Genomic DNA, 26,719 nt, shown 5'->3' with positions numbered 1-26,719 from the left:
AGATTGCAGCTTTATAACGGATTTTAGACAGCTCGTATGACATTTTTTTGAAGCAATCCGTCACATTTTACTTACATGTACATCCCACCGTTCACCGGGATTGTAGCCCCGGTAACGTATGCCGCACCGTCGGATGCAAGAAAAGCGACCACGGACGCGATCTCTTGAGCTTGTCCCAGACGACCCAGCGGAATCTGCGTCTGCAAGGCTTCACGCTGTGCTTCAGGCAGCTCGCGGGTCATATCGGTGTCGATGAACCCTGGGGTTACCGAGTTGACCGTAATCGAACGCGAACCGACTTCACGCGCCATCGCCCGGCTGAAACCTTCCAGACCGGCCTTGGCGGCTGCATAGTTTACTTGGCCGGCGTTGCCCATGGCACCCACCACCGAGCCAATACTGATAATTCGACCCCAACGTGCCTTGGTCATGCCGCGCAGAACGCCCTTGGACAGGCGATACAGACTGTTCAGGTTGGTATCGATCACGTCGTACCATTCGTCATCTTTCATGCGCATCATCAGGTTATCGCGGGTGATACCGGCATTATTGACCAGAATCGCCACCGGCGCACCGAACTGCTCCTGAATGCCCGCCAGCACGGCGCTGACCGACTCGTCGCTGGTGACGTTGAGTTCGAAACCGGCACCCTGAATGCCGTTTTCCTTCAGGGTCGCAGCAATGCGCTCGGCGCCCGACGCGGAGGTCGCGGTGCCAACAACGATGGCGCCCTGACGACCCAGTTCCAGTGCGATGGCCTGGCCGATACCGCGGCTTGCACCGGTGACCAGTGCAACTTTACCTTGCAGACTCATGCAAGTTTCTCCTGATTCAGGCCTGCGCTGCACGAGCGGCAGCGAAGGCGTCTGGGGTATTGAGATTGGAAGTCGAAACGCCTTCGGCGCAACGTTTGTTCAGGCCGGCCAGGACTTTGCCCGGGCCGCATTCGACCAGATTCGTGGCGCCCTTGCCCGCCAGGGTCTGCACCGATTCAACCCAGCGCACTGGCTTGTAGAGTTGTTCCAACAGATCACGCTTGAGGGTTTCCAGATCGGCCGGCACTTGTGCGCTGACGTTCTGGACGACCGGGATCTGCGGCGCCTGCCAGTCGATGGCAGCGATCGACTCAGCGAAGCGCTCGGCAGCCGGACGCATCAGTTCACAGTGCGATGGCACGCTCACCGGCAACGGCATGGCGCGTTTGGCACCACGGGCCTTGCAGCCTTCGATGGCGCGCTCGACGGCTGCCTTGGCGCCGGCGATCACCACTTGGCCTGGCGAGTTGAAGTTCACCGCGCTGACGACTTCGCCTTGCGCCGCTTCGGCGCAGGCTGCCAGCACATCGGCATCTTCCAGACCGAGAATCGCGGCCATGCCGCCCTGCCCGGCCGGCACCGCTTCCTGCATCAACTGGCCACGGCGCTCCACGAGCTTGACCGCGTCAGCCAGGCTCAGGCTGCCGGCGGCGACCAAGGCGCTGTATTCACCCAGGCTATGACCGGCGACGAATGCCGGACGCGCGCCACCTTCAGCCAGCCACAGACGCCACAGGGCGATCGATGCGGTCAGAATGGCCGGCTGGGTTTTATCAGTTTGATTGAGCAGCGCTTCCGGGCCCTGCTGGGTCAATGCCCACAGGTCATAGCCCAGCGCAGCAGAGGCTTCTTGGAATGTTTCGAGGATCAGCGGATGTTGCGCGCCCAGCTCGGCCAGCATGCCGAGGGACTGCGAACCCTGTCCTGGAAAGACGAATGCGAGGGAAGCAGACATGTAACAAGCCCCTAATGATCTTGTCGTCGGAAAATAACGTCCCGCTCGGGACGGGAGAAACTGACAGTTTGGATGGCCCTTTGAACCGGGCGGTCACATTTAAGCATTGTCCGACGAAAACGCCTAAGACAACAGATCCTCCAGACGACCGTGGAGGCGCTCGGGCAGGTTCTCCTGAATCTCGATCAGCGCCCGCTGAATCGCACTCTGAAAGCCCTGCACCCCGGCCGATCCGTGACTTTTCACGACGATGCCCTGCAAGCCGAGAAAGCTTGCGCCATTATGTCGCGCCGGGGCCAGATCGGCCTGCAGACGCTTCATCAACGGCATCGCGAGCGCACCTACAGCGCGAGAAGCCAGGTTTTTCTTGAACAGAGCCTCGATGCGCGCCGCAATCATCGTCGCCAGCCCCTCGCTGGATTTGAGCAGAATATTGCCGACGAAACCGTCACAGACCACCACATCGGCCTCACCGCGATACAAGCCGTCGCCTTCGATGAAGCCGATGTAGTTGATCCCGCGCGCCGCCTGCAACAGCGTTGCGGCCAGTTTGACCTGCTGATTGCCCTTGATGTCTTCGGTGCCGATGTTCAGCAACGCCACACGCGGACGGGCAATCCCCAAGGTCTGCGCAGCCACCGAACCCATCACAGCGAACTGCAACAAGTGCTCGGCACTGCAATCGACGTTGGCGCCAAGATCGAGCAACTGGCAATAACCGGTCTGCGTCGGAATCGCCGCCACCATGGCCGGACGATCAATGCCGGGCAGCGTCTTCAGGACAAAACGCGACAACGCCATCAACGCCCCGGTATTGCCGGCACTGACACAGGCCTGCACCTTGCCATCGCGGAGCAATTCGAGGGCGACACGCATCGACGAATCCGGCTTGCCACGCAGGGCCTGAGCAGGTTTTTCGTCCATGGTGATGACTTCGCTGGCCGGAACAATCGTCAGGCGCGCGCGATCGGCAGCCGATTGGCCGTGGATCAGTTCTTCAAGAAGGGAGGATTGACCGACGAGGATCAGGTGCAACGAGGGCGTAGCAGACAGGCAAGCGAGACTGGCCTGAACAATGCTGCGGGGACCGAAGTCCCCGCCCATTGCGTCAATCGCGATGACTTGAGCGGACAAGTGATTACTCGTCAGCGCCCTTGTCGATCACTTTACGGCCACGGTATACGCCTTCTGGCGATACGTGGTGACGCAGGTGAACTTCACCGGTGGTTTTTTCTACAGACAGGGTGCTAGCCTCGAGAGCGTCGTGCGAACGGCGCATGTCACGGGCAGAGCGGGATTTTTTGTTCTGCTGAACAGCCATAATTGATTAACTCCTAAACGTTTGGGTCACGCTTTAACTGCGCCAATACACTGAACGGGTTGGACCGCGTTACCTCGTCCTCGCTCGGTTCGGGCTCATCTGCTCCCGCCGGCTGCTGGCATTCTTCCGGATGATGAGCAGGCACAATGGGCAAGGCGAGCAGAAGCTCCTCCTCGATCAGTGACTGCAGATCCAATGGATCTTCGCCCAGTTCCAGCACGTCATAACCTTTCGGCAACGACTGGGTATTCGCACCCTCCTTCACCACCGCGTAACTGCATTCGCTGTGGATCGGCAGGGTGACCAGCTCAAGACAACGCTGGCAAACCATTTTGACTTCGGTGTCGATAAAGCTGTGGATGACCACAGACTTACGTTCATCTCGTTCAAAAACGAATTTGGCCTGCACCGTACCGACATCGTCGGAAAGCGGGTCGCAGAGTCTCTTCAAATCGGCCAGCAGCAGCTCACCTTGAAGGGTGGTGCCACGGTCAGCCAATTTGCGCGGGTCAACGTGAGGTGGAATCGGGTCATTCAACATAGGCGCAGCATTATAGGGATGCACCCACCCATGTCAAAGGAAATTGTGCCCTGTCCGTCACTTGCGCGCCTCCGCTAGAATCCGCACCTACCTCAGGAGACGTCCATGCTGCCTTTATTACTCGCTTCAAGCTCGACTTATCGCCGCCAATTGCTCGCCCGCCTGCACCTGCCGTTCGTCTGCAGCTCGCCGGACATCGATGAAAGTCATCGCCCGGGCGAGTCCGCGCTCGACCTGGTCAAACGTCTTGCCGAGGAAAAAGCCCGGGCCTTGGCGGACAGCCACCCTGCTCATCTGATCATTGGCTCGGATCAGGTCGCCGTCCTCGGCGAACGGATCATCGGCAAGCCGCACACCTTCGAAAAGGCCCGCGATCAGCTGATGGCCGCCAGCGGCGCGAGCGTGACCTTCCTCACCGGCCTGGCGCTGCTCAACAGCCAGACCGGGCAATGCCAGGTCGACTGCGTGCCGTTCACCGTGCACATGCGTCAGCTGGATCAGGCGCGCATCGAGCGCTACCTGCGCATTGAGCAGCCGTACGACTGCGCCGGCAGCTTCAAGGCCGAAGGCTTGGGTGTAAGCCTGTTTCAATCGACCGAAGGTCCGGACGCCACCAGCCTGATCGGCCTGCCGCTGATTCGCCTGATCGATATGTTGCTGACCGAAGGTGTGCAAATCCCTTAAAAGCAAAAGATCGCAGCCTTCGGCAGCTCCTACAGAATCGGCGTCACCGCAAAAAAAGCGAGTGAACATTAATCCTGTAGGAGCTGCCGCAGGCTGCGATCTTTTGATCTACCGGCAATTTACCGCAACGAAGGCCCGTGGAAACCCATCCACATCGCCAATTGCTCCGCCACGCTGGCACCAAGCTTCTTCGAGAAACGATCAAACGGCGACTCCTGCACAGTGAAGTCCACCAGTTCCTTCTCGCCAATCACATCGCGCGCCACCGAACTGGCACTGCCCAGGCCGTCGATCAGGCCCAGCGGCAGCGCCTGCTCACCCGACCAGACCAGCCCGGAAAACAGCTCCGGATGCTCTTTGTCTTTCAGGCGTTCACCACGACCCTGCTTGACGCTGTTGATGAACTGCTTGTGCGTAGTGTCGAGCACGCCTTGCCAGAACGCGGTTTCTTCAGGCTTTTGCGGCTGGAACGGATCGAGAAACGCCTTGTGCTCGCCGGAAGTGTAGGTACGACGCTCAACACCCAGCTTTTCCATGGTGCCGACGAAACCGTAACCCGCCGCTGTCACGCCGATCGAACCCACCAGACTGGCCTTGTCGGCGTAAATCTGGTCCGCCGCGCTGGCGATGTAGTAAGCACCGGAGGCACCTAGATCGGAAATCACTGCGTAAAGCTTGATCTCCGGGTGCAGAGCACGCAGACGCTTGATCTCGTCGTAGACATAACCCGACTGCACCGGACTGCCGCCCGGGCTGTTGATGCGCAGGATCACGCCCTTGACCTTTTTGTCTTCGAACGCCGCGCGCAGGCTGCCCACGATATTGTCGGCGCTGGCTGGCTCCTTGTCGGCGATTACGCCGTCGATCTCGATCAACGCCGTGTAGTTCGGGCCGCGCGTGGCGCTTTTTTCCATGTCCATCAGCGGCGTGAAGAGCAGCAGCGCAATAAACAGATAAACAAACGTCAGCAGTTTGAAGAAAATCCCCCAGCGCCGCGAACGGCGTTGTTCCTGCACGCCAGCCAGCAGAGTTTTTTCCAACAGCTTCCAGCTTTTCGCGTCACCGTCGTCGGCACTTGCCTTGGCCGGTGCTTTCCATTCGTCGGTCATGCCATCTACCCCAGCAAAAACGTATTAAGCCCGCTGACCCAGCCAGGCATGCAATTCAGAAAAACGGTCGATCGACAGCCGCGGCTCGAACTGTTGCAGGGACTCGATCGATTGCGCGCCATAACTGACCGCCACCGAATCCATTCCCGCATTGCGCGCCATCAGCAGATCGAACGACGAATCACCGACCATCAACGCCTGCTCCGGGCGCACGCCGCAGTGGCTGACGATCTGCTCAAGCATCAGAGGGTGCGGCTTGCTGGCAGTTTCATCGGCGGCACGGGTGATATCGAAATAATCTTCCCAGCCATTGGCCTTGAGCACCCGATCCAGTCCGCGCCGGTTTTTGCCGGTCGCCACCGCCAGGTGATAGCCCTGCTCGCGAAACGACGCCATCGACTCGACCACCCCTTCGAACAGCGGCGAAGGCACGGCCTCGGCAGCGATGTAGTGATCGGCGTAGTACTCGCGAAAAGCGAGCAGTTCTGCGTCGCTGATTTCGGGGTACAGGGTGCGAATCGCTTCCGGCAATCCGAGGCCGATGATGCCTTTTACGGCGAAGTCATCGCGCAGCTCGAAACCGGAACGGCCGGACGCCGAATGTATGGCCTCGACGATCCGGTGAATGGAATCGGCGAGGGTGCCGTCCCAATCGAAAATCAGCAGTTTGTAATCAGATGGGCGCACTCAATCGCTCCACGGTCTTGGCCCACATTTCGTCAACCGGTGCTTGCAGGGTCAGCTTGCCGCCATCGGGCAGCGGCACAGTCAGCATGTAGGCGTGCAGGAACAAGCGCTTGCCACCCAGATCGCGGATTTCCCTGGTGAAATCGTCGTCGCCGTACTTGCTGTCGCCGGCAATGCAATGCCCGGCGTGCAGGGTGTGCACACGAATCTGGTGGGTACGCCCGGTAACCGGTTTGGCCTCGACCATGGTGGCAAAGTCGCCGAAGCGGCGCAGCACCTTGAACACGGTCAGAGCTTCCTTGCCTTCATCGTTGACCTCGACCATGCGCTCGCCGGAACGCAGATTGCTCTTGAGCAATGGCGCACGGACTTGCTTGATCGACGTTGCCCAGTTGCCGCGAACCAGTGCCATGTAGCGCTTGTCGACGCCATCGCCGCGCAGTTGCTCGTGCAAGTGGCGCAACATGCTGCGCTTCTTGGCGATCATCAGCAGGCCGGAGGTGTCACGGTCGAGACGGTGAACCAGTTCCAGCTCCTTGGCATCGGGACGCAACTGACGAAAGGCTTCGATCACCCCGAAATTCAGCCCGCTGCCGCCGTGAACCGCAATGCCGGCGGGCTTGTTGATCACGATCAGGGCTTTGTCTTCGTAGACAATCGACGCTTCCAGCCGCTGCAGCAGCCCCTGGGCCAGGGGCACCGGCTCGTCGCGCTCAGGCACGCGAACCGGCGGCACGCGCACGATATCGCCGGCCTGGAGCTTGTATTCGGGCTTGATCCGACCTTTGTTCACGCGCACTTCGCCTTTGCGCAAAATGCGGTAAATCAAGGTCTTGGGCACGCCTTTGAGCCGGGCGAGGAGAAAGTTGTCGATTCGTTGGCCGGCATACTCCGGCGAGACTTCAAGCAGTTGAACGCCTGGAGTCGAAGGGGCAGTAGTTGTCATGCCGCGGATGATAACAATTTTTATGGAATTGAAGCACTTAATCATTGCTGCTATAGTCGCGAACGCCGCCAAAAGCGGCCTGGACAGCGGAACCACGGTCAAAGACCGGCCCTGACCAACGCAATTCACCAGGGCGCGAGGCCGTCCTACGGGGCTTTCGCTACGTAACGGTGGAGTTTGCGGTTGTAACGAGCGCAGGTGACATGAGGCCTGAATTACACCGCCGAGCAGAGTTCTCACTCGCCCGGCAGGCAACATTCGAGGCCAGTTCACAAAGTGCAGTCGACTGCGAATGACCCCGAGCGAATGTTTCGGAAACATCGCCTGAATTAGCCATGATGCGTGACCTCCCCTTTCGGAGCTCACGGTAAATGCCAACCCGCTGCGGATTCTGCGCGCGGCAGCACCCGAATTATCAGGGATACGTGTAGGGTGGAGATGCACAACCGCCGGACTGTGTAGCAACAAGCTTTGATCAAGACGCTTCATCTCGTCCACAGCCGCTGGTTGATTCCTCCTCCTGACTGAGTGCTTAAGTAGCCACAGCAAGCAGGACGCGTACGTCGCGGTATCGGCCCAATTGGCCGGACATCGCTGGACACGGGAATGGCCAACCACTCCCGACGCACCTGACACCGACCGTGAGAAGTCGTGTGTGCCGAACGCCGTTTCCGGCAGCCCGGAAACCGACGGTACTACATGAAAAGAATGCTGATTAACGCAACTCAACCCGAAGAGTTGCGTGTTGCACTGGTAGATGGCCAGCGCCTCTACGACCTGGACATCGAATCCGGTGCACGCGAGCAGAAGAAGGCCAACATCTATAAAGGCCGCATCACTCGCATCGAACCAAGCCTTGAGGCTGCCTTTGTCGATTTCGGCTCCGAGCGCCACGGCTTCCTGCCCCTCAAAGAAATCTCCCGCGAATACTTCAAGAAAGCCCCCGAAGGCCGCGTCAACATCAAGGACGTCCTGAGCGAAGGCCAGGAAGTCATCGTTCAGGTCGAGAAAGAAGAACGTGGCAACAAGGGCGCCGCCCTGACCACCTTCATCAGCCTCGCCGGTCGTTACCTCGTGCTGATGCCGAACAACCCGCGTGCCGGCGGCATCTCCCGTCGCATCGAAGGCGAAGAGCGCAACGAACTGCGTGAAGCGCTGAACGGTCTGGTCGCTCCGGCCGACATGGGTCTGATCGTGCGCACTGCCGGCCTGGGCCGCAGCAGCGAAGAAATGCAGTGGGACCTCGACTACCTGCTGCAACTGTGGACCGCCATCAAAGAGGCTTCGCTGGATCGCTCCGCGCCATTCCTGATCTACCAGGAAAGCAACGTGATCATCCGCGCCATCCGCGATTACCTGCGCCAGGACATCGGCGAAGTGCTGATCGACAGCGTTGAAGCCCAGGACGAAGCCCTGACCTTCATCCGCCAGGTGATGCCGCAGTACGCCAGCAAGATCAAGCTGTACGAAGACAGCGTGCCGCTGTTCAACCGTTTCCAGATCGAAAGCCAGATCGAGACCGCGTTCCAGCGCGTCGTCGAACTGCCTTCCGGCGGCTCCATCGTCATCGATCCGACCGAAGCCCTGGTGTCCATCGACATCAACTCGGCGCGCGCCACCAAAGGCAGCGACATCGAAGAAACCGCCCTGCAGACCAACCTTGAAGCCGCCGAAGAAATCGCCCGTCAGTTGCGCCTGCGCGACATCGGCGGCCTGATCGTCATCGACTTCATCGACATGACCCCGGCCAAGAACCAGCGCGCCGTGGAAGAAAAAGTCCGTGAATGCCTGGAAGCCGACCGCGCCCGCGTGCAGATCGGTCGCATCTCGCGCTTCGGCCTGCTGGAAATGTCCCGTCAGCGCCTGCGTCCTTCGCTGGGCGAAAGCAGTGGCATCGTCTGCCCGCGTTGCAACGGCACCGGCATCATCCGTGACGTTGAATCGCTGTCGCTGGCCATCCTGCGTCTGATCGAAGAAGAAGCCCTGAAGGACCGCACCGCCGAAGTTCGCGCGCAAGTGCCGATCCCGGTCGCCGCGTTCCTGCTCAACGAAAAACGCAACTCGATCACCAAGATCGAACTGCGCACCCGTGCCCGCATCGTCATTCTGCCGAACGATCACCTCGAAACGCCGCACTTCGAAGTTCAGCGTCTGCGTGATGACAGCCCGGAAGCCGCAACCAACCAGTCCAGCTACGAAATCGCTGCGGCAGCTGCCGAAGTCGAAGAAGTCCAGCCAGCCGCTGCCACCCGTACCCTGGTTCGCCAGGAAGCTGCGGTGAAGACTGCGCCGGCCCGCGCCAACGCGCCGGTGCCGACGGAAGTTGCCCCTGCCGCCCCTGCTCCGGCACCGGTTGCCGCGCCTGAGCCGAGCCTGTTCAAAGGTCTGGTGAAGTCGCTGGTCAGCCTGTTCGCCACCAAGGAAGAGCCAGCCGCACCGGTCGCCGTTGCGAAACCGGCTGCCACCGAGCGTCCAGCGCGTAACGAAGAGCGTCGCAACGGTCGTCAGCAGAGCCGCAACCGTAACGGTCGCCGCGATGAAGAACGCAAGCCGCGCGAAGAACGTGCTCCACGTGAAGAGCGTGCGCCGCGCGAACCGCGTGAAGAGCGTCAGCCACGTGAAGTCCGTGAGCCCCGTGAAGCTCGCAGCGAAGCACCGGTTGCTCGCGAAGAGCGCGCACCACGTGCCCCGCGTGAAGAACGTGCACCGCGCGCACCGCGTGAAGATCGCAAGCCGCGTGGCGAGCGTGAAGAACGCGTACGTGAACTGCGCGAGCCACTGGACGCCGCGCCAGTCGCAGCCGCAGCCACCGCTGCCGTGTCGGCTGAAGAGCGTCCGGCCCGTCAGCCACGCGAGGAACGCGCTCCGCGTCCGCCGCGTGAAGAACGTCAACCGCGCGCCGAACAAGCCGCTGCTGCCGTCGCTGAAGAAGAAGTGAACACCAATAACGAAGAGCAACTGCCGGAAGACGGTCAGGACAGCGCCGAAGGCGATCGTCCACGTCGTCGCTCCCGTGGTCAGCGTCGTCGCAGCAACCGTCGCGAGCGTCAGCGTGATGCCAACGGCAACGTGATCGAAGGTTCGGAAGAGTCCGAGTCCGCTGAAAACGCTGGTGAGCCAAGCACTGCCGATCTGGCCGCTGGCCTGGCCGTCACCGCCGCCGTTGCCAGCAGCACCATCAGCGCGCCGGCTGAAGCCCAGGCCCACGAGCAGGCTGAACGCGCCACCGCCGCCACACTGGAAACTGCTCCAGTCGAAGCGCCGGTTGTCGAAGCCACCACCCCTGTGGAAGTGACCGCTGCACCGGAAATCGAAGTGGCCCCGGTTCGCGAAGCCCAACCTCAGGCTGAAGCGGCGGCTGAACCAGAAGCTACCGTTGAAGCGCCAGCTGCCGTCACTGAGCCAGCGGTTGAAACCGTCACTGAAGACGTGACCAAAACCGTGCGTGAAGTTCGCGAAGAGCAGACTGCGTTCAACTGGGTTGCCGAGCCAGCCGTCACCGAAGCGCCAGCGCCAGTCGCTGAAGTCGAAGTGCCGCAGGCCATGGTTTCCGAGCCAGTAGTTGCAGCGGCCGAACCGGCTCCAGAGCCAGTGGTTGAAGCACCAGCTGTCGAAGCACCGGTTGCGAAAGCTCAGGTTGAAGAAGCACCAGCCGTAGTCGAAGCGCCTGCCCCGGTAGTTGAAGCACCGGCCCCGGTCAGCGCCCTGACGCCAAACGGCCGCGCGCCAAACGACCCGCGTGAAGTGCGTCGTCGCAAGCGTGAAGCCGAGCGTCTGCAGAAGGAAGCCGAACTGGCTGCCGCTGCGGCGCCAGTGGCTGCCGAACCAGCCGCTGCGGCTGAAGTGGTCGAGGCAGCCCCTGCCCCGGTCGCTGAAGAAGCATCGGTTGAAGCGGTGATCGCTGAAGCACCACGCTCCGTTCAGGACGCGGTCGAGCAGCGCGAAGAAGCCCAGGAAAAACAGCACGAGCCTAAACCACTCGTGTAATTCCTGAAGCGATTAAAAAGCCCCGCCAGGTGAAAGCCTGGCGGGGCTTTTTATTGACTGCGATTCAGGCCGCACCGATGTTCATTGTAGGAGTGAGCCTGCTCGCGATAGCGGTGTGTCAGTCAGCACACATTTAGCTGAACGACCGCTATCGCGAGCAGGCTCACTCCTACAGGGGATTTGTGCATGGCTCAGGAATGAGGAAATACCAAAGATTCAGGCACATCGATATCCCACAATACACCAGGATCTTCCACCGCCACTTCCACCACCCTACCATGCGCAAACAACGGCCGGGCCCCACGATCACCGGTCAGCGCCTGCAATTGCGCGCCAAATGAACGACCAAACCCCACCGGATGGCCAAACTCGCCACCCAGCACCGGCACACTCACCGCATCGTCAGCCATCGCCGCGACCACTCGCTCAATACTCGATGGCAAGATAAACGGCATATCACCCAGCACAATCAACCAGCCATCGGCGTCCGGGCAAGCGGCAACCCCTGCGGCAATGCTGTCGCCCATACCTGTCGATGCGATCGACACCACATCGCAGCCGTAAGCCTGGGCCATGCGCATCGCCTGCGGGCGCGCTTCGGTCGTGACCAGTACGCGCTTGTCAAGACTGGCCGGCAGGTTCACGAGTACTTGCTCGATCACCGAGCGCACGGCGCCGTCGCGCCCCGTGCAGTCAGCGAGCAACTTGTCTTTGTCAGGGCCGGCGATCTGGCGAAAGCGCTTGCCCTCGCCCGCTGCCAGCACGATCACTGCGATGGATTGGCTCATGCACCCTCCAGCGTTTTTTTCTGTTTCAGCTCCACACCGTTCTTGATCGCGACAATTTCCGCCAGCAACGACAAGGCGATCTCTGCCGGCGAATGACTGCCGATGTGCAGGCCGATCGGCCCGTGCAGGCGATCAATCGATGTTTGCGACAAGCCTAGCTGAGCGAGGTTTTCCCGGCGCTTCTGGCTGTTGACCCGCGAGCCCAGCGCGCCGACGTAGAACGCCGGCGAGTCGAGCGCGGTGAGCAACGCCATGTCGTCCAGCCGAGGATCGTGGGTCAAGGCAACAATCGCCGTGCGCTCGTCGGTCTGGATGTTCAGCACCGCTTCGTCCGGCATGCCGGGAACAAAACGGCCATGTTGCTCTTCCCAGCCGTAAACGAACTCGGTGCGCGGATCGCAGATCAGCACTTCGAAATCCAGCAGCCGCGCCATGTCGGCGACGTAGCGCGACAACTGCCCGGCGCCGATCAACAACAGGCGCCAGCGCGGGCCATAAATCGCTCGCAGGACTTTGCCGTCGAACACCAGTGAGTCGGATTTAGTCGCCGGAGTTAACAGCACCTCGCCGGTTTCGATGTTCAGTTCCCGGGCAACGATTTCATGGTTTTCGCAACGCTGCAGCAGCTCGGCCACCCACGCCGGATCCCCGACGCGCTCCTCGGTCAGGCGCAGGGTGCCGCCGCATGGCAGGCCGAAACGCGCGGCCTCCTCGCGGGTCACGCCGTAGGTAATCATCTGCACTGGCGGGCCCTCGGTGGCGATGCGACCGTCGTGCAGGCGCGCGATCAGGTCATCCTCGACACAGCCGCCCGACACCGAGCCGATCACCACGCCATCTTCACGCAAGGCGAGCATGGCGCCGGGCGAGCGCGGTGCGGTGCCCCAGGTCTGCACCACACTGAACAGCACCACCCGCTGCCCGGCGCGGCGCCATTCGAGGACGCTGCGCAGGACGTTGAGATCGACGCTGTCCATTACGCCTCCGCCTTCTGCCAGCCTTGCAACTGATAACGCACCGGCAGATTGCGGATGCGCTTGCCGGTCGCGGCGAAGATCGCATTGCACAGCGCCGGAGCAATTGGCGGTACGCCCGGCTCACCAACGCCACCCAACGGCACGTCCCCCGGCGGCGTGACCAGATGCACCGCAACTTCCTTCGGTGCCAGCGACATGCGCGCGACCTCGTACATATGGAAGTTGTCCTGCTGCACCTTGCCGTCCTTGAAGCTGATTTCACCGAGTACGGCATTGCCCAGGCCCATGACGCACGCGCCTTCGAACTGCGAACGGATACGCTCAGGGTTGATTTGCGGCCCGCAGTCGACGGCGATGTCGGCCTTGTGCACGATCAGCGAACCGTCGTCCTTGACCTCGACCTCAATCACCGCCGCCACATAGGTGACGAAGCTGTAATGAACGGCCAGACCGAGCCCCCGGCCCTTGGGCAGCTTGCGCCCCCAACCGGCAGCCTTGGCGGCCGTTTCCAGCACCGTGCGCATGCGACCGGTGTCGATCGGATAACGCTCGGGCGATTCGCCGTAGTTCCACTCTTCGCTCAAGGTGCGAGGATCGATCTGCCGGTCCGGCCCGAGCAGTTTGATCTGGTACTTGAGCGGATCTTCACCGGCCTTGTGCGCCAATTCATCAACGAAACTCTGAATCGCAAAGCCATGGGGAATGTTCGATACCGAGCGGTACCAGCCGACCCGCGTGTGCACTTTGGCTTCGGGGTTTTCCAGGCGCACGCTGGGAATCGCGTAGGCCATGTTGGTAAAGCCCATGCCCAGCTCGAACGCGGCTTCATGGTTCATGTCCGGGGCAAACAGTGCAGTGATGCTTGGCGCTACGGTGCGATGCAGCCAACCGGAGGGCATGCCGTTCTTGTCGATGCCGGCCTTCAGGTACTCCGCCGATACGGTGTGGAAATACGAGTTGTGGATGTCGTCTTCACGCGTCCACTGCACCCGTACAGCCTTGCCCGGAAATTCCTTGGCGAGAATCGCCGCTTCGACGACGAAGTCCGGTTTCGACTTGCGCCCGAACCCACCGCCCAGCAGCGTTACGTTGAAAGTGACCTTTTCGAACGGTACGCCCAGGCGCTCGGCGATGCGCTCACGGGTGACCTGCGGTGCCTGGCTCGGCGCCCAGGCCTCGCACACGCCGTCCTTGAACCGCGCAATCGCAACCATCGGCTCCATCGGCGCCTGCGCCAGATGCGGCAGGTAGTACGAGGCTTCGAGGGTGCTGGCAGCGCCGCTCAGGGCCTTGTCGATGTCACCGGTGTTGCGCACCACTTTGCCGGCTGTCAGCGACGCGGCTTCAAGCTCTTTGCGATAGGCAATCGAGTCATAACTGGCATTCGGGCCGTCGTCCCACTCGATCTTCAGCGCCTCGCGGCCCTTGATCGCCGCCCAGGTGTTGCTCGCGACGACTGCGACGCCGCCCAACGGCTGAAACTCCGACGGCAACGGTCGGCCTTCGATCTGAATGACTTTTAGCACGCCCGGGACTTTCAGTGCGGCGCTGTCATCGAGGCTTTTGACCTTGCCGCCATACACTGCCGGGCGAGCGATGGTGGCGTAGAGCATGCCGTCGAAATGCACGTCGGCGCCGTACACTGCGCGGCCATTGACGATGTCGGCACCATCAATGGCCTTGGTGCCTTCTTTGCCGATGTAGCGAAACTCCGACGGCTGCTTGAGGCGCAGGCTGTCACGCGCCGGTACTGCCAGCGCACTGGCCGCAGCGGCGAGCTCGCCATACCCCAGCTCACGGCCGGAGGGTTTATGAATAACTTTGTGCAGTTGCGCATGGCATTCGCCGACCGGCACTTTCCATTGCGCAGCGGCCGCCTGTTCGAGCATGGTCCGCGCGGCCGCGCCGCAACGACGCATCGGCTCATACCAGTGACGCATGCTGCGCGAACCGTCGGTGTCCTGGTTGCCGAAGCGCACTTCGTCACCGGGCGCCTGCTGCACTTTGACCTGCGCCCAATCGGCCTCCAGTTCATCGGCAACCACCATGCTCAGGCTGGTGCGCACGCCCTGGCCCATTTCCGAACGGTTGCACACCACGGTGACGCTGCCATCGGCGGCAATGCTTACATAGACCTTGGGATCGTCGATCCAGCCATTGGGCATGCCGTCGGCGCCGAACTTCTTCGCCGCGTCATCGGCCAGCGCATCCTGCCAGCCCCAACTCGCCGCAAGGACCAGCGCGCTGGTGGCGCCGACGCCTTTGAGAAAGCCACGGCGGCTGAGGTTGCTCAGGGCGAAATCATTCGGGACGCGGCTCATGCCTTCACCTCCTTCAGTTGCGTGGAGGCCTGGCGGATCGCGGTTTTGATCCGGTTGTAGGTGCCGCAGCGGCAGATGTTGCCGACCATGGCTTCTTCGATCTGCTCGTCGCTCGGGTTGGGATTGGTTTTCAGCAGAGCGGTGGCCGACATGATCTGCCCGCCCTGGCAATAACCGCATTGAGCGACCGCGCTGTCGAGCCAGGCTTGCTGAACGACCTTGCCCACCGGATCGGCGTGGAGGTTATCGATGGTGGTGACGTTCTGGCCGATCACCGAGCCGATCGGCGTGATGCAACTGCGCGCGGGCAAGCCGTCGATGTGGATGGTGCAGGCGCCGCACAGGCCCATGCCGCAACCGAACTTGGTGCCGTTGTAACCGGCTACGTCACGAATCGCCCACAGCAGCGGCATGTCTTCGGTGACATCGAGGGAGTGGTCTTGACCGTTGAGTTTCAGGGTAATCATGGGCACGCCCGCATATTTTTTAGTGGTTATGGGGTCGAGCAATCTGCCGCCGGAAAATCAGCGGTGGGTTCGCGCAGATCGACTCAGGCTAATCAGGCTCTCTTGCGCCGACGGGAACGTCTGCACCGGGCCTTTGGGTGGAGCAAATGGTAGGTATCGTTAGGTCGCTAAGTTAACCCAGCATTAACAAAAAAGCCCTGCACTTTTTTCATCAGTGCAGGGCTTTGGATGGCATCAGGCAAGCGTAGCCTCAATACCGATTGGGCTCCATTTCCAGTTCGACATGGAAGCGCTCGGCGATGTCTTTCTGGATACGTTGCGCCAGGTCGAGCAGTTGCAGACCGGTGGCCGTGCCGTAGTTGACCAGCACCAGTGCCTGCAACTTGTGCACGCCGGCATCGCCGTCGCGAAAACCCTTCCAGCCGGCGCGTTCGATCAGCCAGCCGGCGGCCAGTTTCATCTGTCCATCGGCTTGCGGATAAGCCACCAGATCCGGGTGCTGCGCTTTGATCTGCGTGACTACAGCGGCGGGCACCAGCGGGTTCTTGAAGAAGCTGCCGGCGTTGCCGAGCACCGCCGGGTCCGGCAGTTTTTCGCTGCGGATGCTGCAGATGGCGCGGCTGACGTCGGTGGGCGTCGGCTGCTCGATGCCCTGCTCGCTCAAGCGCTGACGCACTGGGCCGTATTCCAGATGCAGGTGCGCTGCGCGATCGAGCCTGAAGCGCACCCGCAGGATCAGCCAACGTCCCGGCTGCTGCTTGAACAGGCTGTCGCGGTAGCCGAAGTTGCAGTCTTCCAGACTGAAATCACGCAGCTCGCCGCTCTCGCGGTCGAGCGCGGTCAGCCCGGCAAACACGTCTTTGATCTCGACGCCATAGGCACCGATATTCTGCATCGGCGCGGCGCCGACGGTGCCAGGAATCAGGCTGAGGTTTTCCAGCCCGGCCAGCCCCTGGGCCAGCGTGTGCTGGACGAACGGGTGCCACGGCTCGCCCGCTTCCGCCTCGATCACTACGCGACTGCCATCATCGCTGAGCAGCCGAATGCCACGAGTGGCCATGCGCAACACCAACGCCTGAACATCCGCCGTCAGCAGCAAATTGCTGCCGCCGCCGATCACCAGCAACGGCACGTCATGGGACGCGGCATAGGCCAGCGCCTCGCGGACGTCGGCGTCGCTGTGGGCTTCGGCAAACAGTTGCGCACGCACATCGACGCCAAAGGTGTTGAACGCTTTCAGCGACACTTGCGCTTGTATCTGCAAACTCATAAGCGGCCCTTCACTTCGATCAGCAGTTGATCGCAGGCCGCTTCGATCAGATCGAGCACCTGCTCGAACCCCTGATCACCGTCGTAATACGGATCTGGCACTTCATCGACCAATCCAGCATAGCGACGCAGGAACAGGTCAAGCTCGGCCTTGCCGGCGGACGGCTGCAAGGCTTTGAGGTTGCGCAGGTTGCTGTTATCCATGGCGAGAATCAGGTCGTAGCTGGCGAAATCGGCCCGGCTGACCTGCTGCGCGCGTTGCGTCGACAGGTCATAACCGCGCAGTTTCGCCGCGGCCTGGCTGCGCTTGTCCGGCGGGTTGCCGACGTGCCAGTCACCGGTGCCGGCGGAGGCCACTTCGACCACGTCCGCCAATCCGGCTTCGCGCAACTTGTGGCGCAACACGCCTTCGGCGGTGGGCGAACGGCAGATGTTGCCCAGGCACACAAACAGAACGCGCATCAGGCCCCCAGCAGGCGACGAACCCGCTCAAGGTCTTCGACGGTGTCGACGCCGGTCGGCGGCGCGATCAGCGCGTCGGCGACATGAATGCGCACGCCGTGCCACAAGGCACGCAGTTGCTCGAGGGATTCGGTGTTTTCCAGCCAGCAGGGCCCCCAGCTCACGAAGTCGTGGAGGAACCCGGCGCGATAGGCATAAATACCGATGTGGCGGCGATAGGGCACGCCTTCCGGCAGTTGCTCGCGGTTTCTGGCGAATGCATCGCGAGCCCATGGCAAGGTTGCACGACTGAATGTCAGGGCCAGACCGTTGATGTCGCTGGAAACCTTCACAACGTTGGGGTTGAACAGGGTTTCCACATCTTCGATCGGCTCGGCCAGCGTGGCCATGCGCGCTTCGGTATGGGCAGCAAGGTTGGCGGCGACCTGATCGATCACGCTCGGCGGAATCAACGGCTCATCGCCTTGCACGTTGACCACGATCGCATCCGGCGCAAGACCCAGTTTCGCCGCGACTTCGGCCAGACGATCAGTGCCGGAATTGTGATCTTCACGGGTCAGCACCACTTCGGCGCCAAAGCTTTTGCACGCTTGGACAATGCGCGCGTCATCGGTGGCAACCACGACGCGGGTGGCGCTGCTTTTGCTCGCCTGTTCCCAGACATGCTGGATCATCGGCTTGCCGGCGATATCGAGCAACGGCTTGCCCGGCAGACGGGTCGAGGCGAAACGCGACGGGATGACAACGGTGAAGGCTGTGGTCATTTATCCAGGCGCTCGTCGGTGGTCAGGGTGCGCGCTTCGCTTTCCAGCATTACCGGGATGCCGTCGCGGATCGGGTACGCCAGGCCGGCGCCCTTGCTGATCAGTTCGGTCTTGTCGGCGCTGAGCTTGAGCGGGCCTTTGCACACGGGGCAAGCAAGGATGTCGAGCAGTTTGGTGTCCATGAACATTCCCAGAAATAAAAACAGTTAAGGCAACAGACGATCCGGCAACAGGCGCATCAGCTGCGTGTCGAACCAGGCCACGAAGGCCGGCGACGGCACGGCATCGACCGCCAGATACCACCAGTCGGCAGCAGCAAAGGCACGGCACTTCACCGCGTCCTTTTCGGTCATTACCAAGGGTAATGACGGGGTGAAATTCAGGGCCTGCACGCTGTACTCGGCGTGGTCGGCAAACGCATGCGGAACTGGCCGCCAGTCTAGCGCTTCGAGGGTATTGAAGAAACGTTGCGGATTGCCGATCCCGGCTACCGCGTGCAGCGCCTGGCCGGGCGGAAAATGTTCGAGCGACTGACGTTCGCCGCTGTGCAGATTGACCAGCGCCGCGGGTTGCAGGCGGAAGGCAAAACCGTCGTCGCGATCAGCCAAGGCACCGTTGAACAGCACGCCGTCGACACTTTGCAGGCGCTCGACCGGCTCACGCAACGGTCCGGCCGGCAGACAGCGCTGGTTGCCCAGGCCACGAGCCGCATCGATCAGTACCAGTTCCAGATCCCGTGCGAGGCGGTAATGCTGCATGCCATCGTCGGACAGGATCAGGTCCAAAGGCTCACTGGCGATCAAGGCTTTGACGGCGGCGCTGCGATCAGGGTCGATCATCAGTGGCACGCCGGTGCGCTGGACAATCAGCAGCGGCTCGTCACCGGCAACCTCGGCGCTGTGCGCAGTTTCGACGCGCCACGGCAGGTGCGGCGGCCTGGCGCCATAACCACGACTGACCACGCCAACCCGCAGTCCACGGCGCCGGCAATGCTCGATCAGCCAGAGAATCATCGGTGTCTTGCCGGTGCCGCCGACGGTGATATTGCCGACCACAATCAGCGGCACGGGCGATTGGTAGATTTCACCTTCGCCGTCGAGAAAGCGCTGACGTTTGTTGATCACCACACGGCGATACAACATTTCCAGCGGCCGCAGCAGCGTCAGGGCCGGGTGCCCCTGATACCACGCGGTGAGCAGGCGATCGGAGAGGCTCATCAGGATTTCGGCGCCGCCTCGACCGTGGTCATGCGCAGGTGGCTGAAACCGAGCTTGCCGGCCGCGTCCATGGCGGTGATCACCGATTGGTGCTGGGCCTTGCCATCGGCACTGATCGACAGCGGCATGCTGGTATCGCCGTTGGATTCTTTCTGCATGGCTTCCATCAGCGTCGGCAGGTCATTCTTCGGCAGAATCTTGTTATTCACCGAGAACACGCCTTCGGCGCTGATCGCGACGTCCAGTTGTTTGACTTGCTGATCTTCGGCCGGCGAACCGCTGACTGCTTCCGGCAAATCCACGCGCAGCTGGGTTTCACGGGTGAAGGTGGTAGTGACCACGAAAAACAGCAGCAGAATGAACACCACGTCGATCAGCGACGCGAGGTTGATATCGATGGTTTCCCGAGGCTTGCGACGGAATTTCACGCGCGGCCCTCGGCCAGATCGACGTCACGGTCGCCCTGCACCACTTCCACCAGTTTGATCGCTTCCTGCTCCATGCCGACCACCAGCTCGTCGATACGGCGTTGCAGGAAACGGTGGAAGAACACCGCCGGAATACCCACCATCAGGCCCGCCGCCGTGGTGATCAGCGCCTTGGAAATACCGCCGGCCAGCACCGATGCATTGGTGGTCATGCCGGAACCGGTGAAGGCACTGAAAATGTCGATCATGCCGAGCACAGTGCCGAGCAGACCGAGCAACGGCGACATCGCGGCGATGGTGCCCAACGCGTTGACATAGCGTTCGAGCTCATGAATGACCCGCGCGGCGGCCTCTTCGATGCACTCCTTCATGATCTCGCGACCATGCTTGGAGTTGGCCAGGCCCGCGGCGAGGATTTCCCCCAGCGGCGAGTTGGCGCGCAATTCCTTGAGTTTTTCCTTATTGAGCTGCTTGTCCTTGATCCAGACCCAGACCTGACCCAGCAGATGCTCGGGGGTGACGCGACTGGCGCGCAGTGTCCACAGGCGTTCGGCAACGATCGCCATGGCCGCAATGGAACTCAGAATGATCGGCAACATCATCCAGCCGCCGGATTTGACCAATTCCCACACAGTGACAGTCCCCTCGAAAAAGTGCGCCACTTTACCATACCGATCCGCGATTAAGACCCGCCGCCCCGACGACCGTAAGGTGGCAACCATGCTGGCACCGATCAACGGCCAGGCGCCGGCGGCTCGCGCCAGAAACGCCGCTGGTGACGCATCGTCCGCGGAGGTTTGAAGCTGCCCAGTTGCAGATGGATGGCGCCCTGCTCGGCGCTGTCATAGATGCGCAGGCCTTGCTTGCGGTAGCGCGCAAGCACGGTCGGATGCGGGTGACCGAAGGAGTTGCCGTGGCCACGGGAGATAAGCACTGATTCCGGCTGCAAGGCTTTGAGCAGGGCCATCGACGATGAGCTGCGACTGCCGTGATGCGGCGATTGCAGCCACTGCGTCGGCACCGCCAGTGGACTGTCGAGCAGATCGCGCTCGGCGTGAATGTCGATGTCGCCGGTGAGCAGCAGGCGCTCGCCGTTGGCTTCGATCTGCAAGACACAGGAGCGCTGGTTGCTGTCATCGGCCGCCGACCATTGCCAGAGCTGGAACTGCACGCCATCCCACTGCCACTGTTCGCCACTTGCGCAGGCTTCGGCGCTCAACTCCGGCGGCAGGTTTGGCGGGTCGCCACTGACGATGCGGTGCACGTCCAATCCACGCATCACCGCCCCGGCGCCGCCAGCGTGATCGGCGTCGGCATGGCTGAGCAGCATCAGGTCGAGCGTTTGCATATTGAGTTTGCGCAGCGCTGGCAGCACCACTCGCTCGCCGAGATCGAACTCGCCGAAACGCGGCCCGGCGTCATAGAGCAACGCGTGATGGCGGGTGCGCACGAGGATGGCCAGGCCTTGGCCGACGTCGAGTTGCCAGACATCGGCCCGCCCCTCTTCTATTCGCTCTCGCGGCGGCAATATCAGCAGCAACATCAACGGCCAGCCCAATGGACGCAGCGGCACACCACGGGGCAACAGCAATAACAAGGCGCCGAGGCTGCCCAAGACCAGCGCCCACAATGGAATAGCGGCAGGTATCCACGCCGGCCATTGCCCGGCAATCAGCGCCAGTCCGATAAACAGCCAGTCGATCAAACCACCGGCCAGCCACAACAACCCTTCGCCAACATAAGGCACGGGCAGCAATAGCGTGCCGAGCAACGCCGGCGGCAATACCACAAGACTGACCCACGGCACCGCCAACAGATTCGCCACAGGGCCACTGACGCTGATCGGCAAGCTGAGCGCCAGCAACACCGGACACAAACCAATCGCGATCAGCCACTGCGCGCGGGTCCAGGTCTGCCACCAGCGCCAAGCGCCCAGCCGCCCGCCGAAGGTGAAAATCAGTACCGCCACCGCGGCGAAAGACAGCCAGAACCCGGGACGCAAACTGGCCAGCGGATCAAACAGCAGCACGCCGTTGAACGCCAGCAACAACGGCCACCACGCACCGAGATGGCGAAAACGCAGGCGCCACAACAGCACCAGCGCCACCATCACGCAGGCGCGCTGCACCGGCACATCGAAACCGGCGAGCAAGCCATAACCCAGCGCCGCCGCGAAGGCCAGGCCGCATGCCCAGGGCAGCCATGGCCAGCGCAACGGCCACAAACCGTATCGCGCAAGCCCGGCGACCAGCAGATACATCACCGCGGCGAGCAAACCGATGTGCTGGCCGGAAATCACCAGCAAATGCACGGTGCCGGTGTCTTGCAGTACCTGCCAGTCCTCGCGACTCAGACCCGAACCGTCGCCGAGCACCAGCGCCGCCAACGCGCCCTCTCGCCCCTGCGCATCGACCGCCAGCAGGCGCTGACGAACGCTGTCGCGCCAGGCGTACCGGGCCTCAGCCAGACGCTGGCCATCCTTGATCGTACCGGTCGCACCGATGCGCTGGGCGAGCAGCCAGGCCTCGTAATCGAAGGCGTCGGGATTGAGCAAGCCACCCGGGCGCTTCAACTTCACCGCCAGACGCCAGCGTTCGCCGCTGTTGACCGGCGGCCCGGCGTACCAGGCCAGGCGCATCAGCGATGGCAGCTTTTCGTGGCGCGAGCGGGCGTCAGCCAGTTCGAAACGCACCACACCGTCGCCGTGCTGCGGCAAGCCGACCACACGCCCCTCGAGCCAACGGGTTTCGCCGTCCAGTGGCGGCGGCAAGCGGTCATTCAGAGCCATCTGCGCGCCGACGCAGGCCCATGTGAAGCCAAACAACAAAAATGCCAGTGGATAGCTGCGAAACGGTAGGACCATCAGCGCCACCACCGGCAGTACCACCCACCAACCGACCGGCGGCAAGGCCGGCAAAAAAACCGGGGCCAGCAGACCGACTGCCAGCGCCATCATCCCTGTGCGCATATGCCCGTCCTTGAGAGTCCCCTCCTTAGGCATAGCGGGTCTGCGGCACCACTGTGGTCAACAATTGTCACAAAGTCTGAATGGGCGGTTCGTAGAATCCAGACATACTTGCCGCCTTAACCGACCGAGAAGCCTTATGCCCCGGCGCTTATTCAAACGTTACATGCCAGACCCGACGAGCATCAGGGAACACAAATCCTTACGCTTTCTCGGCAAGTTGCTGCATGACCCGAACCTCTGGCACCTCAACCGCCACTCGGTGGCCCGGGCGATGGCGGTCGGCCTGTTTGCCGCGTTCCTGCCGATACCAGCACAGATGCTGGTCGCGGCGGCGCTGGCGGTGATGGTGCGCGGCAACATGCCGATCGCGGTGAGTCTGGTCTGGCTGACCAACCCGATCACCATGCCGGCGGTGTTTTTCTGTACCTATCAGGCCGGGGCGTTCCTGATGGATGTGCCGGCGCGGCATCTGCCGGACGAGTTGACCTGGGAATGGATCAGCGGCGAATTGTCGACGCTTTGGCAACCGTTTCTGTTGGGCTCGGTGGTCGTCGGGCTGGTGCTGGGCATCCTCGCCTACTTTCTGGTGATGCTGTACTGGCGCTGGTGGGTGGCGCGGCAATGGCGGCGGCGCAAGAAAAGTCGGCAGAAATGAATGCAAAACGGCCTCCGCGATGGGAGGCCGTTTTTTCGTTGTGTCTGGGGGCTGGCCCCTTCGCGAGCAGGCTCGCTCCCACGGACATCATTGCAGTGTGGGAGCGAGCCTGGTCGCGAAGAAGGCGACGCGGTCCTGGATCAGGTACGCATCCCGCGCCCGCTCACCAGCAACCGCGCACAGCCGAGATACAGCACCACGGTCGCCACCAGCATGAACGTAATGGCGATGCCGATGCGAATATCCGAGACACCAAGGATGCCGTAGCGGAAGGCGTTGACCATGTGCAGCACCGGGTTGGCCAGCGACACGGTCTGCCAGAACGGCGGCAGCAAGGTGATCGAGTAGAACACCCCGCCCAGGTAAGTCAGCGGAGTCAGCACAAAAGTGGGGATGATCGAAATATCATCGAAGTTGCGCGCAAACACCGCGTTGATGAAGCCCAGCAGCGAGAAGATCGTCGCGGTCAGCACCACCACCAGAATGGTCACGCCGAGGTGATGGACCTGCAAATCGGTGAAGAACAGCGACAGTATCGTCACGATCAGACCCACCGCCAGACCGCGCAATACACCACCAATGGTGAAGCCGATGAGGATCGTGTGCGGGGACACCGGTGAGACCATCAGCTCTTCGATCGAACGCTGGAACTTGCTGCCGAAAAAGCTCGATACCACGTTGCCGTAAGAGTTGGTGATCACCGACATCATGATCAGGCCCGGCACGATGTACTCCATGTAGGTGAAGCCGCCCATGTCGCCGATCTGCCGGCCGATCAGGTTGCCGAAGATCACGAAGTACAGAACCATGGTGATCGCCGGCGGCAGCAGCGTCTGCGGCCAGATCCGCATGAAGCGTTTGACCTCGCGGTAGACGATGGTTTGCAGGGCGACCAGGTTGGGACCGAACTCGGAACTCATACCGCCACCTTCGACAGATTTTTCTCCACCAGGGACACGAACAACTCCTCGAGGCGATTGGTTTTGTTGCGCAGGCTCAGCACTTCGATGTTCTGCTGCGCCAACTGGGTGAACAGCGCCGTAATGCCCATGGATTTGTCGACCTGGACTTCCAGGGTATGACTGTCAAGCAACCGGGCGGGGTAGCCGAGCAATTGCGGCGCCGCATGCAGGTCGTTTTTCAGATCCAGCAAAAAGGTTTCCACGTGCAACTGGCCCAGCAATTGTTTCATGCTGGTGTTTTCGACGATGGTGCCGTGGTCGATGATGCCGATGTTGCGGCACAACTGCTCGGCCTCTTCCAGATAATGCGTGGTCAGGATGATGGTGATGCCTTTCTGGTTCAGCTCGGTGAGGAAAGTCCACATCGAACGGCGCAGCTCGATATCAACGCCAGCAGTCGGCTCATCGAGGATCAGTAGACGCGGTTCGTGCACCAGTGCACGGGCGATCATCAGACGACGTTTCATGCCGCCGGACAGCGAACGTGACGGCACATCGCGCTTGTCCCACAGGCCGAGCTGGGTCAGGTACTGCTCGGCGCGTTCCTTGGCGACTTTCGCCGGAATGCCGTAGTAACCGGCCTGGGTCACGACGATGTCGAAGGTCTTCTCGAACTGGTTGAAATTGAATTCCTGCGGCACCACACCGATCGAGCGCTTGAGCGCCGCCGGGTTCTTGTCCAGATCGTGGCCGAAGATATTCACCGTACCGCTGGTCTTGTTGACCAGGGTCGAGAGGATGCCAATGGTGGTGGATTTGCCGGCGCCGTTGGGGCCGAGCAAGGCGAAAAAGTCACCTTCGGCGACGTCCAGATCGATACCACTCAAGGCCTGGAACCCGTTGCCGTAGGTTTTGGTTAGCTGCCGGATGGACAGAGCGGAACTCATATCGGATTTACGCACCAAGAAGGAAGGAAAGGAATAAATAAGGGCGGGCGGCGAGGGAAACAACCGCGGCGCAAGTTCGCAATGGTGCTTGCCGCCGCCGCACAAGTACAGTCAAGTGTGTCGATAGTAATTATCAAGTCAACGCGGTCATGACCGCTTTCTGATAGGCCGCACGCTGCTTCAAACGTTCATACCAGGCTTGCAGGTGGGGCTGCGGAGCGCGCTCGATGGGCATTTCGAACCAGGCATAAATGAAGCTGCCCAGCGGGATGTCACCCATGCCGATGTCATTGCCGGAGAGATAAGGCTGGCTGATCAGGGCATGGTCGGCCATGTTCAGCAATTCATCGCATTCCTTGATCGCGGCGTTGATCGCCTTCCAGTCCTGCTTCTCGGAGGGCGTGCGCAGCACACCCCAGAACACCGTGCGAAACGGCCCGGCGAAGCTCGAAGTGGTCCAGTCCATCCACTTGTCCGCCGTGGCGCGGGCTTGCGCATCGGCCGGATACCAGGCGCTGCCCGGTGCATGTTTGGCCAGCAGATAGCGAACGATGGCGTTGGATTCCCACAGCACGAAACCATCATCTTCGATCACCGGCACCCGGCCATTGGGGTTCATCGCGCGGTACTCGGGCGTGTCGACCACACCGAACGCGCCACCGGCATCGATGGCCTCGTAAGCCAGGCCCAGCTCCTCGGCAGCCCACAGGGGCTTCCTGACGTTCGATGAATTTTTCCGTCCCCAGATCTTCAGCATGACCGCCTCTTTGCACATGAGTGGACGGCCAGCATACGCCGGATCAGGTGCGACTCAAATCAGTCTGCATATCACCCAGCAGCACGGGCAGTTGCTCGCTGAACAGATGCGGATAGCACTTTTGCAGGTGCTCGAAGAAGAAGGTTTCCGGCACGTCGGTGAACTGACCGTGATCGAGCAGATACTCCATCAACTGCGCGCCGTCCCGGTTGAACGGGTGGAAAACGCTGTCGTTGATCCCGTCGAACTCCAGCGCTGCGACGTTGAACAGCTCGCACAGTTGCTGGTTGAACGCCGGCGTCGCCTTGACCCAGCGGCCGGCGAGAAACAGCTCGGTGTAGCCATGCATGGCAAACACATCGCTTTTGAGCAACTCAAGCAGCCGCGGCGTCGACAGGTGATTGCGTACATCGGCCAGACCGATGCGCGCCGGGATCCCGCAATGCCGCGCGCAACCGGCAAGCAGCGTGGCTTTCGGCACGCAGTAACTCTGCCCCGCTGCCAGTGCGTAACTGCCGCGCAAGGTTTGCGGATCACGGCTGAAGGTGTAAGGGTTGTAGCGCACCGCCTCGCGCACGGCGTAATAAAGACTGATCGCCTGCTCACGCGGGTCATTGCTGGCACCGCGATGCTGCTCGGCGAACTCCACCACTGCCGGGTGGTCACTATCGATGAAGCGGCCGGGGCTCAGATACTCGTGCATGGCGGCAATCTCCTGGGTAAGCCACGAGTCTAGCGACAGCCTGAGCACA

27 protein-coding genes are annotated in these 26,719 nt (G+C 61.5%); 3 read left to right on the top strand and 24 right to left on the bottom strand.

Annotated elements, in window-relative coordinates; translation table 11 throughout:
- Positions 1 to 71: 71 nt before the first annotated feature.
- The 5 genes from fabG to AEQ63_RS00780 all read right to left on the bottom strand — a co-directional run bounded on the left by fabG (position 72) and on the right by AEQ63_RS00780 (position 3,632).
- The gene (gene fabG / locus AEQ63_RS00800) at positions 72 to 815 is read right to left on the bottom strand and encodes a 3-oxoacyl-ACP reductase FabG (RefSeq protein ID WP_016770989.1); all 744 of its coding nucleotides are present in this window, start codon (positions 813 to 815) and stop codon (positions 72 to 74) included.
- Positions 816 to 831: 16 nt separating this feature from the next.
- The gene (gene fabD / locus AEQ63_RS00795) at positions 832 to 1,770 is read right to left on the bottom strand and encodes an ACP S-malonyltransferase (protein WP_064361460.1); all 939 of its coding nucleotides are present in this window, start codon (positions 1,768 to 1,770) and stop codon (positions 832 to 834) included.
- A gap of 123 nt (positions 1,771 to 1,893) precedes the next feature.
- Complete coding sequence (gene plsX / locus AEQ63_RS00790; RefSeq protein WP_082367680.1) at positions 1,894 to 2,904, bottom strand: phosphate acyltransferase PlsX; 1,011 nt, start codon at positions 2,902 to 2,904, stop codon at positions 1,894 to 1,896.
- A gap of 4 nt (positions 2,905 to 2,908) precedes the next feature.
- Positions 2,909 to 3,091 (bottom strand): 50S ribosomal protein L32, encoded by a 183-nt coding sequence (gene rpmF, locus AEQ63_RS00785; protein WP_003179396.1) that lies wholly within the window; start codon positions 3,089 to 3,091, stop codon positions 2,909 to 2,911.
- A gap of 13 nt (positions 3,092 to 3,104) precedes the next feature.
- Positions 3,105 to 3,632 carry a YceD family protein gene (locus AEQ63_RS00780; protein WP_003204262.1) on the bottom strand — a complete coding sequence of 176 codons (528 nt, stop codon included), beginning with the start codon at positions 3,630 to 3,632 and terminating at the stop codon, positions 3,105 to 3,107.
- 105 nt (positions 3,633 to 3,737) lie between these two features.
- Here AEQ63_RS00780 and AEQ63_RS00775 point away from each other — a divergent pair, with 105 nt between their 5' ends.
- On the top strand, positions 3,738 to 4,316 hold the full coding sequence (locus AEQ63_RS00775) for a Maf family protein (protein WP_064361458.1): 579 nt from the start codon (positions 3,738 to 3,740) through the stop codon (positions 4,314 to 4,316).
- A gap of 119 nt (positions 4,317 to 4,435) precedes the next feature.
- On the opposite strand, the gene sppA is transcribed toward AEQ63_RS00775, so the two are convergent.
- From sppA to rluC, 3 genes are read right to left on the bottom strand one after another with little or no spacing between them, the layout of a single operon-like run.
- Positions 4,436 to 5,425, bottom strand: a complete 990-nt coding sequence (gene sppA / locus AEQ63_RS00770; RefSeq protein WP_042610699.1) for a signal peptide peptidase SppA — start codon at positions 5,423 to 5,425, stop codon at positions 4,436 to 4,438.
- Between the two features lie 24 nt (positions 5,426 to 5,449).
- A complete protein-coding gene (locus AEQ63_RS00765) occupies positions 5,450 to 6,112 on the bottom strand; it encodes an HAD-IA family hydrolase (protein ID WP_064361457.1) in 663 nt (220 codons plus the stop codon).
- Entirely contained in the window at positions 6,099 to 7,058 is a 960-nt protein-coding gene (rluC, locus tag AEQ63_RS00760; protein ID WP_064361456.1) for a 23S rRNA pseudouridine(955/2504/2580) synthase RluC, read from the bottom strand. The genes AEQ63_RS00765 and rluC overlap by 14 nt, the downstream gene beginning before the upstream one ends.
- A 699-nt stretch (positions 7,059 to 7,757) precedes the next feature.
- On the opposite strand from rluC, the gene rne reads away from it, so the two are divergent.
- Entirely contained in the window at positions 7,758 to 11,045 is a 3,288-nt protein-coding gene (rne, locus tag AEQ63_RS00755) for a ribonuclease E (RefSeq protein ID WP_064361455.1), read from the top strand.
- A 191-nt stretch (positions 11,046 to 11,236) separates the two neighbouring features.
- On the opposite strand, the gene AEQ63_RS00750 is transcribed toward rne, so the two are convergent.
- The 12 genes from AEQ63_RS00750 to AEQ63_RS00695 all read right to left on the bottom strand — a co-directional run bounded on the left by AEQ63_RS00750 (position 11,237) and on the right by AEQ63_RS00695 (position 22,706).
- Positions 11,237 to 11,833 (bottom strand): nucleotidyltransferase family protein, encoded by a 597-nt coding sequence (locus tag AEQ63_RS00750; RefSeq protein WP_064361454.1) that lies wholly within the window; start codon positions 11,831 to 11,833, stop codon positions 11,237 to 11,239.
- Positions 11,830 to 12,810 (bottom strand): XdhC family protein, encoded by a 981-nt coding sequence (locus AEQ63_RS00745; protein WP_064361453.1) that lies wholly within the window; start codon positions 12,808 to 12,810, stop codon positions 11,830 to 11,832. Before AEQ63_RS00745 ends, AEQ63_RS00750 begins: the two co-directional genes overlap by 4 nt.
- Positions 12,810 to 15,131 carry a xanthine dehydrogenase family protein molybdopterin-binding subunit gene (locus AEQ63_RS00740; RefSeq protein ID WP_064361452.1) on the bottom strand — a complete coding sequence of 774 codons (2,322 nt, stop codon included), beginning with the start codon at positions 15,129 to 15,131 and terminating at the stop codon, positions 12,810 to 12,812. The genes AEQ63_RS00745 and AEQ63_RS00740 overlap by 1 nt, the downstream gene beginning before the upstream one ends.
- Positions 15,128 to 15,598 carry a (2Fe-2S)-binding protein gene (locus tag AEQ63_RS00735; protein ID WP_041479453.1) on the bottom strand — a complete coding sequence of 157 codons (471 nt, stop codon included), beginning with the start codon at positions 15,596 to 15,598 and terminating at the stop codon, positions 15,128 to 15,130. Before AEQ63_RS00735 ends, AEQ63_RS00740 begins: the two co-directional genes overlap by 4 nt.
- A 250-nt stretch (positions 15,599 to 15,848) precedes the next feature.
- Positions 15,849 to 16,868: a UDP-N-acetylmuramate dehydrogenase gene (gene murB, locus AEQ63_RS00730; protein ID WP_064361451.1), complete on the bottom strand. Its 1,020-nt coding sequence runs from the start codon at positions 16,866 to 16,868 to the stop codon at positions 15,849 to 15,851.
- Positions 16,865 to 17,329 (bottom strand): low molecular weight protein-tyrosine-phosphatase, encoded by a 465-nt coding sequence (locus AEQ63_RS00725; protein ID WP_064361450.1) that lies wholly within the window; start codon positions 17,327 to 17,329, stop codon positions 16,865 to 16,867. Before AEQ63_RS00725 ends, murB begins: the two co-directional genes overlap by 4 nt.
- The gene (gene kdsB, locus AEQ63_RS00720; RefSeq protein ID WP_042610690.1) at positions 17,329 to 18,093 is read right to left on the bottom strand and encodes a 3-deoxy-manno-octulosonate cytidylyltransferase; all 765 of its coding nucleotides are present in this window, start codon (positions 18,091 to 18,093) and stop codon (positions 17,329 to 17,331) included. The genes AEQ63_RS00725 and kdsB overlap by 1 nt, the downstream gene beginning before the upstream one ends.
- Positions 18,090 to 18,275, bottom strand: coding sequence for a Trm112 family protein (locus tag AEQ63_RS00715; RefSeq protein WP_003179363.1), 186 nt, complete (start codon positions 18,273 to 18,275; stop codon positions 18,090 to 18,092). The genes kdsB and AEQ63_RS00715 overlap by 4 nt, the downstream gene beginning before the upstream one ends.
- A 24-nt stretch (positions 18,276 to 18,299) precedes the next feature.
- Positions 18,300 to 19,310, bottom strand: a complete 1,011-nt coding sequence (lpxK, locus tag AEQ63_RS00710; protein ID WP_064361449.1) for a tetraacyldisaccharide 4'-kinase — start codon at positions 19,308 to 19,310, stop codon at positions 18,300 to 18,302.
- Positions 19,310 to 19,738: an ExbD/TolR family protein gene (locus AEQ63_RS00705; RefSeq protein WP_064361448.1), complete on the bottom strand. Its 429-nt coding sequence runs from the start codon at positions 19,736 to 19,738 to the stop codon at positions 19,310 to 19,312. The genes lpxK and AEQ63_RS00705 overlap by 1 nt, the downstream gene beginning before the upstream one ends.
- Entirely contained in the window at positions 19,735 to 20,370 is a 636-nt protein-coding gene (locus AEQ63_RS00700; RefSeq protein WP_007908216.1) for a MotA/TolQ/ExbB proton channel family protein, read from the bottom strand. The genes AEQ63_RS00705 and AEQ63_RS00700 overlap by 4 nt, the downstream gene beginning before the upstream one ends.
- A 101-nt stretch (positions 20,371 to 20,471) precedes the next feature.
- A complete protein-coding gene (locus tag AEQ63_RS00695; RefSeq protein ID WP_064361447.1) occupies positions 20,472 to 22,706 on the bottom strand; it encodes a DNA internalization-related competence protein ComEC/Rec2 in 2,235 nt (744 codons plus the stop codon).
- Between the two features lie 136 nt (positions 22,707 to 22,842).
- On the opposite strand from AEQ63_RS00695, the gene AEQ63_RS00690 reads away from it, so the two are divergent.
- A complete protein-coding gene (locus AEQ63_RS00690) occupies positions 22,843 to 23,361 on the top strand; it encodes a DUF2062 domain-containing protein (protein WP_042610686.1) in 519 nt (172 codons plus the stop codon).
- Between the two features lie 140 nt (positions 23,362 to 23,501).
- Here the strand turns inward: AEQ63_RS00690 and AEQ63_RS00685 are convergent, their stop codons facing one another.
- The 4 genes from AEQ63_RS00685 to AEQ63_RS00670 all read right to left on the bottom strand — a co-directional run bounded on the left by AEQ63_RS00685 (position 23,502) and on the right by AEQ63_RS00670 (position 26,670).
- A complete protein-coding gene (locus tag AEQ63_RS00685) occupies positions 23,502 to 24,281 on the bottom strand; it encodes an ABC transporter permease (protein WP_039760202.1) in 780 nt (259 codons plus the stop codon).
- Positions 24,278 to 25,210: an ABC transporter ATP-binding protein gene (locus AEQ63_RS00680; protein ID WP_042610685.1), complete on the bottom strand. Its 933-nt coding sequence runs from the start codon at positions 25,208 to 25,210 to the stop codon at positions 24,278 to 24,280. The genes AEQ63_RS00685 and AEQ63_RS00680 overlap by 4 nt, the downstream gene beginning before the upstream one ends.
- Positions 25,211 to 25,343: 133 nt before the next feature.
- Positions 25,344 to 25,967: a glutathione S-transferase family protein gene (locus tag AEQ63_RS00675; RefSeq protein ID WP_042610684.1), complete on the bottom strand. Its 624-nt coding sequence runs from the start codon at positions 25,965 to 25,967 to the stop codon at positions 25,344 to 25,346.
- Positions 25,968 to 26,010: 43 nt separating this feature from the next.
- Entirely contained in the window at positions 26,011 to 26,670 is a 660-nt protein-coding gene (locus AEQ63_RS00670; protein WP_064361446.1) for a transglutaminase-like domain-containing protein, read from the bottom strand.
- Between the last annotated feature and the right edge of the window lie 49 nt (positions 26,671 to 26,719).

Origin of the sequence: Pseudomonas sp. RIT-PI-o, assembly GCF_001297215.1 — a bacterium.
GTDB lineage: Bacteria > Pseudomonadota > Gammaproteobacteria > Pseudomonadales > Pseudomonadaceae > Aquipseudomonas > Aquipseudomonas moraviensis_A.
The sequence above is the reverse complement of the archived record's forward strand: the minus strand, read 5'-3'. Positions and strand labels throughout refer to the sequence as shown.